The sequence below is a fragment of the Curtobacterium sp. B8 genome, from assembly GCF_000333315.1.
In the GTDB taxonomy this organism is placed as follows: domain Bacteria; phylum Actinomycetota; class Actinomycetes; order Actinomycetales; family Microbacteriaceae; genus Curtobacterium; species Curtobacterium luteum.
Genome location: NZ_BACW01000342.1, coordinates 1 through 9,918, shown reverse-complemented (window position 1 = coordinate 9,918; position 9,918 = coordinate 1). Strand labels below are relative to the sequence as shown.

5 protein-coding genes and 1 pseudogene are annotated in these 9,918 nt (G+C 72.7%); 2 read left to right on the top strand and 4 right to left on the bottom strand.

What is annotated here, in order from left to right:
* Positions 1-115: 115 nt before the first annotated feature.
* From araA to I59_RS08935, 3 genes and pseudogenes are all read right to left on the bottom strand, one after another.
* On the bottom strand, positions 116-1,660 hold the full coding sequence (gene araA / locus I59_RS08945; RefSeq protein WP_022903581.1) for an L-arabinose isomerase: 1,545 nt from the start codon (positions 1,658-1,660) through the stop codon (positions 116-118).
* Complete coding sequence (locus tag I59_RS08940) at positions 1,657-2,367, bottom strand: L-ribulose-5-phosphate 4-epimerase (RefSeq protein WP_022903580.1); 711 nt, start codon at positions 2,365-2,367, stop codon at positions 1,657-1,659. Before I59_RS08940 ends, araA begins: the two co-directional genes overlap by 4 nt.
* A gap of 326 nt (positions 2,368-2,693) precedes the next feature.
* Positions 2,694-4,319: pseudogene (locus I59_RS08935) on the bottom strand (xylulokinase); the annotation flags it as partial.
* 1,032 nt (positions 4,320-5,351) lie between these two features.
* Between I59_RS08935 and I59_RS08915 the strand changes: the two are divergent.
* Positions 5,352-7,358: a glycoside hydrolase family 127 protein gene (locus I59_RS08915; RefSeq protein WP_022903575.1), complete on the top strand. Its 2,007-nt coding sequence runs from the start codon at positions 5,352-5,354 to the stop codon at positions 7,356-7,358.
* A gap of 184 nt (positions 7,359-7,542) precedes the next feature.
* On the opposite strand, the gene I59_RS08910 is transcribed toward I59_RS08915, so the two are convergent.
* Positions 7,543-8,583, bottom strand: coding sequence for a substrate-binding domain-containing protein (locus tag I59_RS08910; RefSeq protein WP_022903574.1), 1,041 nt, complete (start codon positions 8,581-8,583; stop codon positions 7,543-7,545).
* Between the two features lie 180 nt (positions 8,584-8,763).
* Here I59_RS08910 and chvE point away from each other — a divergent pair, with 180 nt between their 5' ends.
* Entirely contained in the window at positions 8,764-9,894 is a 1,131-nt protein-coding gene (gene chvE, locus I59_RS08905; RefSeq protein WP_022903573.1) for a multiple monosaccharide ABC transporter substrate-binding protein, read from the top strand.
* The last annotated feature ends 24 nt before the right edge of the window (positions 9,895-9,918 follow it).

The following is a 9,918-nucleotide window of genomic DNA, read 5'->3' as shown; positions in this document are numbered from 1 at the left end:
CGCCGCGACGATGCGCTGGACCTCGTCGACGGAGGTCGGCGTCAGCAGTTCGGTCGCCCCGTAGGTGACGTTCCCTGCCCAGTTGGTGCGCATCGTCGCGGTCACGGTCACGAGCCTAGAACCCCCGGTCGAGTCGGTGCCAGGTCTGCTGCAGGCGCAGCTCGTCGCGGAACCCGCGGGCCGTGGTGTGCTCGTCGATGACGAGGAACTCGGTACCGACCATCGTCGCGAAGTCCTCGACGACCTGCAGGCCGACAGCCGTCGTCATGACGGTGTGGTGGGCGGCGCCGGCGGTGAGCCAGGCCTCGGCCGCGACCGGGAACGACGGCCGCGGCTCCCAGACCGCGCGGCCGACCGGCAAGTTGGGCAGCGCCTCCGTCGGCGGGACCACGTCGACGACGTTCGCGGTGAGACGGAAGCCGTCACGGGTGTCGGACAGCGCGACCACGACGGCCTCGCCGGCGTCGGCGGTGAAGACCAGGCGCACCGGGTCGTCCTTGCCGCCGATCCCGAGCGGGTGGATCTCGAGCGTCGGCGTCGTGGTGGTGAGCGTCGGCGAGACCTCGAGCATGTGCGCGCCGAGGATCTTCTCGGCACCCGGGGTGAGGTCGTACGTGTAGTCCTCCATCAGCGATGCGCCACCGGGCAGCCCGGCGCCGGCGACGTTCATCGCGCGGACGAGGACGGCGGTCTTCCAGTCCCCCTCGGCGCCGAAGCCGTACCCGTCGGCCATGAGGCGCTGGACCGCGAGGCCGGGCAGCTGCTTGAGCGTCCCGAGGTCCTCGAAGTTCGTGGTGAACGCGGCGGAGCCGTTCTGCGCGAGGAGGGCGCGGAGGCCGAGTTCGATGGCGGCGCCGTCGCGGAGCGCGGCGTGGCGGTCACCGCCGTCGCTGCGGAGCGACGGGTCCACGTCGTAGTCGCGCTCGTACGTCGCCACGAGCGCGTCGACCGCCGCTGTGTCCGCCGCTGCGGCGTCCACCGCCGCTGCCAGCTCGTTCACCGCCCAGGTGTTCACCTGCACGCCGAGCTCGATCTCCGCCTCGGTCTTGTCGCCCTCGGTGACGGCGACGTAGCGCATGTTGTCGCCGAAGCGGGTGAGCTTGAGCTCCCGCACGGCCGCGGCGCCCGCCGCGGCACGGGTCCAGTTCTGGATGCGAGCGACGACCCGCTCGTCGGACACGTGCCCGACCGCCGTGGCGTGGCGGACGCCGAGGCGGGCGAGGGCGTAGCCGAACTCGCGGTCGCCGTGCGCGGCCTGGTTGAGGTTCATGAAGTCGAAGTCGATGTCGCCCCAGGGCAGCGCGACGTTCGCCTGGGTGTGCAGGTGCAGCAGCGGCTTCGTGAGTGCCTGGAGGCCGCCGATCCACATCTTCGCGGGGCTGAACGTGTGCATCCACGTCGTGACGCCGATGACCTTGTCGTCGGCGCTCGCCTCGATGAGGGCCCGGCGGATGCCGTCGGCGTCCTTGAGGACCGGCTTCCACACGAGCTTCACCGGCACGTGCGGCGCCAGCGTCTCGTGGACGGCCTTGCTCTGCTCCTCGACCTGGCGCAGCGTCTCCTCGCCGTACAGCCCCTGGCTCCCCGTCAGGAACCAGACCTCGTAGCCCGCCAGTGTCTCGGCGGGGTCGACGACGTGCGTCGGTGTGTCGTGGGTCACTGGAGTGCTCCTTCGGGGGTCTGTCCGTAGACGTTCTGGTAGCGATCGAAGAGTCGATCGATGTTCTCCTGGGCGATCGGGACGAGCTCCCCGCCCTGCTTCGCGATGTGCACGGTGCGTGCGACGTCCTCGCACATCACCGCGGCCTTCACGGCGTCCTTCGCGTCGCGCCCGATCGTGAACACGCCGTGGTTCTGCATGAGGACGGCGCGCGAGCGGTGACCGCTCAGCGTCTCGACGATGCCGTGGCCGATCGAGTCGTCGCCGATGATCGCGAACGGCCCGACCGGGATCGGCCCGCCGAACTCGTCCGCCATCGCCGTGATGACGCACGGGATCGCCTCGGCGCGGGCCGCCCAGGCCGTCGCGTAGGTCGAGTGGGTGTGCACGACACCGCCGACCTCGGGCATGTTCCGGTAGACGTAGGCGTGCGCCGCGGTGTCGGAGGACGGGCCGTGCGCGTTGTCCCAGCCGTCGGCCGGCACGCCGTCCAGCGTGCAGACCACCTGGTTCTCGGGTCGGAGCTCGTCGCTCGACACCCCGCTCGGCTTGATCACGAAGAGGTCCGTGCCCGGGACGCGCTCGGAGACGTTGCCGCCGGTCCAGATGACGAGGCCGTAGCGGACGAGTTCGCCGTGCAGGGCGGCGACGCGGGCGCGGGTCGCCGCGACGACGGCTCTCGTCTCGTCGGTGGTCTGGTCCGTCATGCGGTCGGCTCCTTCTCGGTGCGTGCGTCGTTCGCGGGGTCGGTCGGGTCGGCCGCGCCGGTCGGGTCGGCCGCGCCGGTCGGGTCGGCCGCGCCGGTCGGGTCGGCCGCGCCGGTCGGGTCGGCCGCGCCGGTCGGGTCGGCCGCGCCGGTCGGGTCGGCCGCGCCGGTCGGGTCGGCCGCGCCGGTCGGGTCGGCCGCGCCGGTCGGGTCGGCCGCGCCGGTCGGGTCCGGCGCGTCGGTCGGGTCGGCCGCGTCGGTCGGGTCGGGCTGGAGGCGCGGCTCGGCTCGGTCGGTCGGGTCGGCCTGGTCGGTGGGTGCGGTGGTGCGGGTCGCCGATGCCGCCACGTCCTGCACGGGCAGGGCCGCGCGGTACCGGTCGAGGTAGCTCTGGAAGCCGGCGACGTCGTCCGGCTCCGGCTCGGCGACCTGGAGGGCGTCCCCGCGGAAGACGGTGTCGGCGAGGAAGTCCTCGAGCGCCTGGTCGGTGTGCTCGAGGTAGGCCGCGAGGACCGCGATGCCCCACGCCCCGCCCTCGCCCGCGGTCTCCTCGAGGGCCACGGGGACCCGGAGCGCCGCCGCGAGGAGACGCTGCGGGGTACCGGGCGTGCGGAAGAGCCCACCGTGCGCCGTCATCCGGTCGACCCGGACGTGCTCACCGTGCAGCACGTCCATGCCGATCGCGAGGGTCGCGAAGGCACCGTGGACCTCGGAGCGGACGAGGTTGCCCAGGGTGAACCGGGCGCCGGGTGTGCGGAGCAGCAGGGGTCGGCCGTCCTCGACGTGGGTGACCGGCTCACCGGCGAGGTAGTTGAAGGACAGCAGCCCGCCGGCGTCCGGGTCGGCGGCGGCGGCCTCGTCGAGCAGGACCGCGTACACGTCGTCGACGTCGACGGTGGTGCCCCCGGTCCGGGTGCTCGTGGCGTCGGCGAACCGGCCGAACACCCGCGCCCAGGCGGCGATCTCGCTCGCGCCGTTGTTGCAGTGCACCATCGCCACGGCGTCACCGGCGGGGGTCGTGACGACGTCGAGTTCCTCGTGCGGGGTGGCCAGCGGCTGCTCGAGCACGACCATCGCGAAGATGCTCGTGCCGACGCTGACGTTGCCGGTCCGGGGCGCGACCGCGTTCGTGGCGACCATGCCCGTGCCCGCGTCGCCCTCCGGCGGGCAGAACGGGACGCCGGCGACGAGCGTGCCGGTCGGGTCGAGCCAGGCGGCGCCTTCGGGCGTGAGGGCTCCCGCGTCCTCGCCGGCGACGAGGACCTCGGGCAGGAGGGCGCGGAGGTCCGGCACGCGGTGGGCCACGAGGCCCTGCGCGGTCGCGAGCATCGCCTGGTCGTAGTCGCGGCGGCCGGGCTCACCGGGGGCGCTCGGCGTCGGGGTGCTGTCGATCGGGAAGAGGCCGCTCGCGTCGCCGACCCCGAGGACGTCCCGGCCGGTGAGTCGGCGGTGCACGTGGCCCGCGAGGGTCGTGATGCCGGCGAGGTCGGCCACGTGCGGCTCGTCGTCGAGGACCGCCTGGTACAGGTGTGCGATCGACCAGCGGAGCGGGACGTTGAAGTCGAGCGCTGCGCTGAGTCGCTCGGCAGCCGGGCCGGTGGAGGTGTTGCGCCACGTCCGGAAGGGCACGAGCAACTCGCCATCCGCGTCGAACGCGAGGTAGCCGTGCATCATCGCGGACACCCCGGCGGCGCGGAAGCTCGTCGGGCGGACGCCGTACTGCCGCTCGACGTCGGCGACGAGGTCGGCGTAGGCGGCGCGGACCCCGGTCTCGACGGCGTCGAGGGAGTACGTCCAGCGACCGTCGACGTACGCGTTCTCCCACTCGTGGGAGCCGCTCGCGACCGGGCGGAGGTCCTCGTCGACGAGGACGGCCTTGATGCGGGTCGAACCGAGCTCGATCCCGAGGGTGGTGCGGCCGTCCGCGACCTGCCGTGCGGCGTCGTCACCCATCTCGTCCTCCCAGACGTCGTCGTCTTGCGTGAGCGCTCACATCCTGGCACGTGAGCGCTCACTCGCGCAACGCGGCGCGCCCCGGGAGCGCGGGAGCCGGGGGTCGCGGGGGCCGGGGACGCGGGGCCGCTGGGTCCGAGTCCGGGCCCGGGCAGCCGGTCCGAGCGCCGGGTCGCACACCGTTGGTCGCACGACGTGCCGCTCACGTCCGCCGCGGTCGCACGACATGCCGCACGCCGGCCTCGCGACCCGACACGTTTCGCAGCCAACCGCGACCACGCCCGACCCGCCCACGCCCGCTGCCGGTCGGTCACGACACCCCGCGCGAACCGCGCCGTACGGTCACGACCCGTCGCTCGACCACGCCGAGAACGACACGACGTGACCGACCGCCGAACCGGAGCGGGCGGTCGTGACCCCTCCCGCACCCACACCGCGCCGGACGGTCACGACCCGACACGGTCCGCGACCAACCGCGACCAAGCCCGTCAGCCCGACCCGCCCACGCCCGCTGCCGGTCGGTCACGACACCCCGCGCGAACCGCGGCGGACGGTCACGACCCGTCGCTCGACCACGCCGAGAACGACACGACGTGACCGACCGCCGAACCCGAGCGGGCAGTCGTGACCCCTCCCGCACCCACACCGCGCCGGACGGTCACGACCCGACACGTTTCGCAGCCAACCGCGACCACGCCCGACCCGCCCACACCCGCTACCGGTCGGTCACGACACCCCGTGCGAACCGCGCCGGACGGTCACGACCCGTCGCTCGACCACGCCGAGAACGACACGACGTGACCGACCGCCGAACCCGAGCGGGCAGTCGTGACCTCTCCCGCACCCACTCCCGCACCCGCACCGCGCCGGACGGTCACGACCCGTCACACCGCACCACCCCGCCACCCGACCCCACCCCCGAGGAGCGCGCTCGCCGACCCGACCCCTTGCGGCCGCCGCCACCGCGCCCTAGCCTGCTCCCGGATAAGCGCTTTCCTGAACGGGAGCGCCGTCAGTTCGCAAGGAGGCGACATGACCACCACGCTCGCGACCGACAGCCGTGCGCAGACCGCGACCCCGGTCCTCCCGACCGACGCAGCCCACCTGGCGCACCGCCCCCTGCCGGCCGGCGCCGCCCGGATCACCGGCGGGTTCTGGGCCCTCCGGCAGGACCGCAACGGCCGTGACGCCGTCCGGAGCGGCTACCACCAGCTCGAGGCGGCCGGGAACTTCCGCAACCTCCGCATCGCAGCCGGTGATGAGGAGGGCGAGGCCGTCGGACCGATCTTCATGGACTCCGACGTGACGAAGTGGCTCGAAGCGGTGGCGTGGGAGTACGGACGCGCCCCCGCTGACGACCTCCTGGAACTCCAGCGCGAGGTCACCGCGCTGTACGCCCGGGCCCAGGCGGACGACGGCTACCTCGACTCCGTGCAGCAGGTACGCGGGAACGGCGAGCGCTACACGGACCTCAAGTGGAGCCACGAGCTGTACTGCGCCGGGCACCTGTACCAGGCCGCGGTCGCCCAGCACCGTGCGACCGGTGACACCGGCTTGCTCGACGTCGCGACGAAGAACGCCGACCACCTCGTCGCCACCTTCGGCGAGGGCCCCGGCAGGACCGCCGACATCGACGGCCACCCGGTCGTCGAGATGGGTCTCGTCGAGCTGTACCGGGAGACCGGCACGCGCGCGTACCTCGACCTCGCGCACTGGTTCGTCGACGCCCGCGGCCACGGGATCATCGAGCGCGCCGGCGGCGAGCCGACGTACTTCTCGGACCGGGTCACCGCACGTGCGGCGACGACCGTGGAGGGTCACGCCGTCCGCGCGGTGTACCTCGCCGCCGGCGCCGTCGACGTCGCGATCGAGGCCGGCGACACCGAGCTCCTCGCCGCGAGCGAGCGCCAGTTCGCCGACATGATGGCGACGAAGGCGTTCATCACGGGCGGTCTCGGCGCCCGGTGGGACTGGGAGGCGTTCGGCGACCCGTACGAGCTCCCCACCGACCGCGGCTACGCCGAGACCTGCGCCGCCATCGGCGGGGTCCAGTGGGCGTGGCGGCTGCTGCTGGCGACCGGGAAGCCCGTCTACGCCGACGCGATCGAGCGCCTCCTGTACAACGCCTTCCTCGCTGGGGTGAGCCTCGCCGGCACCGAGTACTTCTACGTCAACCCGCTGCAGCACCGCGACCACGCGCACCAGGACGAGAACCGCTCCCCCGCGCACGGCCGCCGCGGCTGGTTCGACTGCGCCTGCTGCCCGCCGAACATCATGCGGACCTTCGCGAGCCTGGACGGCTACCTCGCGACCCAGGCCGACGGCGGCCTGCAGGTACACCAGTACGCGACAGCCGACCTCGGGCGGGTCCGCATCGAGACCGGGTACCCGCACGACGGCCGCGTGGTCGTCACCGTGACCGAGGACGGCCCGCTCGCACTCGGCCTCCGCATCCCGGCATGGTCGGACACGACCGCCGTGACGACGCCGGACGGGGTCGCGCACCCGACGCCCGGCACCCTGCACGTCGTCGACCGGCACTGGACCGCGGGCGACACCGTGGAGGTCGCGTTCGACACGACCGCGCACCGCTTCGTCGCCGACGACCGCATCGACGCCGCCCGTGGACAGGTCGCGATCGAGCGCGGTCCGCTCGTCTACGCGGTCGAGCAGGCCGACCAGGAGGGCTTCACGGTCGACGACCTGACGGTCGACGTGGACGCGCCGCTGACCGAGGAGCGTCGCGACGACCTCCTCGACGGCGTCGTCGCCCTGCGGGTGCCGGGCCACGCGCCCGCCTCTCGCGAGCAGCCGGCATGGCCGTACCGCAGGATCGACGGGACCCGGCCGGGAGGCGCGGAGCGGGCCGACGAGGCGACCAGCGTCGACGACGCAGGCCGTGGCGCCGGGGGCGAGCCGGGCCTCCAGGCCGACGCGGCGGGCGCCGCGCGCCCCGTGAGCGCGGTCGCGATCCCGTACTACGCGTGGGCGAACCGCGGTGCGGCCCCGATGCGGGTCTGGCTGCCGATCGCCCGCTGAGCCGGTCCGCGTGCCCCACGTGCCCCCGCACCGTGCGAGGGGCAGTCACACGGTGCGAGGTTCCACGCACGGTGCGGGGCCGATCACCTCGCACGGTGAGCGAAACCTCGCACCGTGAGCCGCGCCGCGCCGCGCAGGCCCCCGCAGGCCCTCGCACCGTGCGAGGGAGCCCCACCCGCGCGCCCTACGCGCTCCGGGGCAACACCAGCGCGGGCGCGATGAGCCCGTCGTCGTGGGACTGCCCCTCGACGAGCGCCTTCACCGACGCCAGCACCCGCTCCCCCATCGCCATGAAGTCCTGCCGCACGGTGGTGAGCGGAGGCGTGAAGTGTGCGGCCTCCGGGATGTCGTCGAACCCCACGACGGCGACGTCGTCCGGGACGCGGAGCCCCTCCTCGGCGAAGGCGTGGAGCACTCCGAGCGCCATCTGGTCGTTCCCGGCGAAGACCGCGTCCACCGTGTGCACGTCGATCGTCCGTGCCGCCGCGAAGCCGCTCGCCGGGGTCCAGTCCCCCTCGAGCACGACCGGTTCGAGTCCGCGCTCCCGCATCGCGCGCTCGTAGGTGGCGCGGCGGACCTCGGACTCCTGCGACACCGACGGCCCGGCGATGTGCACGATGCGGCGGTGTCCCCTCGCGAACAGGTGCTCGAGTGCGAGCATCGCCCCCGCGGCCTGGTCGATCGCGACCGCGGCGACGTTCGGCGCCGCCCCGGTGTACGCGGCGTCGCGCTGCACGGCGTTCGCGACCACGACCGGCACCGTGACGGGGACGGTCAGCGACGCGAGGGCGTCGAGCACCCGGTTGTCGGCCGCGACGAGCACGACGGCGGCGACGTCCTGGGCGAGCAGGGACGCGAGGGCTCCGGACAGGTCTGCCGGGACCGGGTCCTCCGGCAGGGTCGACAGCAGGACGTGGTAGCCCGCGGCGCGCGCTGCCCGCTCGAAGCCGATCGCGGTGCTCGACGGACCGTAGAGGGCGTCGCCCGTGCTGACCAGGCCCAGCGCGCGGGAGCGACCGCCGGCGAGTGCCCGGGCGGCGGCGCGCGGCCGGTACCCGAGCTCGGCGACGGCGGCGGCGACCTGGTCGCGGAACTGCTCGCGGACGGTGGGGTCGCCGTTGATGACGCGGGAGACGGTCTGGTGCGACACCCCGGCGCGCTCGGCGACGTCGAAGATGGTCGGCGCCTTCCGGCGCTTGCCCTCGTGGGCCGTCGTGGTCGTCACGTGGGCAACCGTACCCCCGGAAGTGGGCACCGAGGAAAGGTCGCGAAACGATCACGACGAGTTGACACCCCGTGAAACAACCCACATGATGTGAGCGCTCACTTTGAGCAGCACCCCAGGGGCACAGCAGCCCGAACCCAGCGCGTCGAGGACGACGTGAGAGGAACAAGAGGTACTTCGATGATGAAGCGCAAGATCGCAGCGGGGATCGTCGCCGTCGGACTGGCAGTCAGCCTGGCCGCGTGCTCCGCCGGGGGTCGTGGCGCCACCGGCAGCGGTGGCGGCAGCGGCGACAACAAGGGCGCCCTCGTCGGCGTCGCGATGCCGACCAAGGTCTCCGAGCGGTGGATCAAGGACGGCGACGCGGTCAAGAGCGACCTCGAGAAGGCCGGCTACAAGGTCGACCTCGAGTACGGCGACAACAAGGTCCAGCAGCAGGCCCAGCAGGTCAGCAACATGATCACCAAGGGCGCGAAGGTCCTGATCATCGCGTCGATCGACGGTGGCGCCCTGTCCGACCAGCTCGACGCCGCCGCCAAGGCAGGCATCAAGGTGATCTCGTACGACCGCCTGCTCACCGGCAACAAGAACGTCGACTACTACGTGTCGTTCGACAACTACAAGGTCGGTGTCGACCAGGCCACGAGCCTCCTCACCGGCCTCGGGATCCTCGACGACAAGGGCGAGAAGACCGGCAAGAAGGGCCCGTTCAACATCGAGGTCTTCGCCGGCTCGCTCGACGACAACAACGCCGGGTTCTTCTTCAACGGCGCGATGGACACCCTCAAGCCGTACCTCGAGGACGGCACGCTGAAGATCCAGTCCGGCCAGGACCAGCTCTCCCAGGCCGCGACGCAGCAGTGGGACCCGGCGACCGCCAAGGCCCGCATGCAGAACCTGATCGCGAAGTCGTACTCCGGCGGCACCACGCTCGACGGCGTGCTCTCGCCCTACGACGGCATCTCGATCGGCATCATCTCGGCCCTGCAGGGCGCCGGCTACGGCACCTCGGACCGTCCGCTCCCGGTCGTGACCGGTCAGGACGCCGAGCAGGCGAGCGTCAAGTCGATCATCGCCGGTCAGCAGTACTCGACCATCTACAAGGACACGCGCAAGCTCGCCAAGCAGTCGGTCACCATGGCCGAGGACCTGCTCTCCGGCAAGACGCCCGAGGTGAACGACACCAAGAGCTACGACAACAAGGAGAAGGTCGTCCCGACCTACCTCTTCCAGCCGACCGTGGTCACGAAGGACAACTACAAGTCCGTCCTCGTCGACAGCGGCTACTACACCGAGGCCGACCTGAAGTAGGCGCGACCCATCTCACGGACGGGA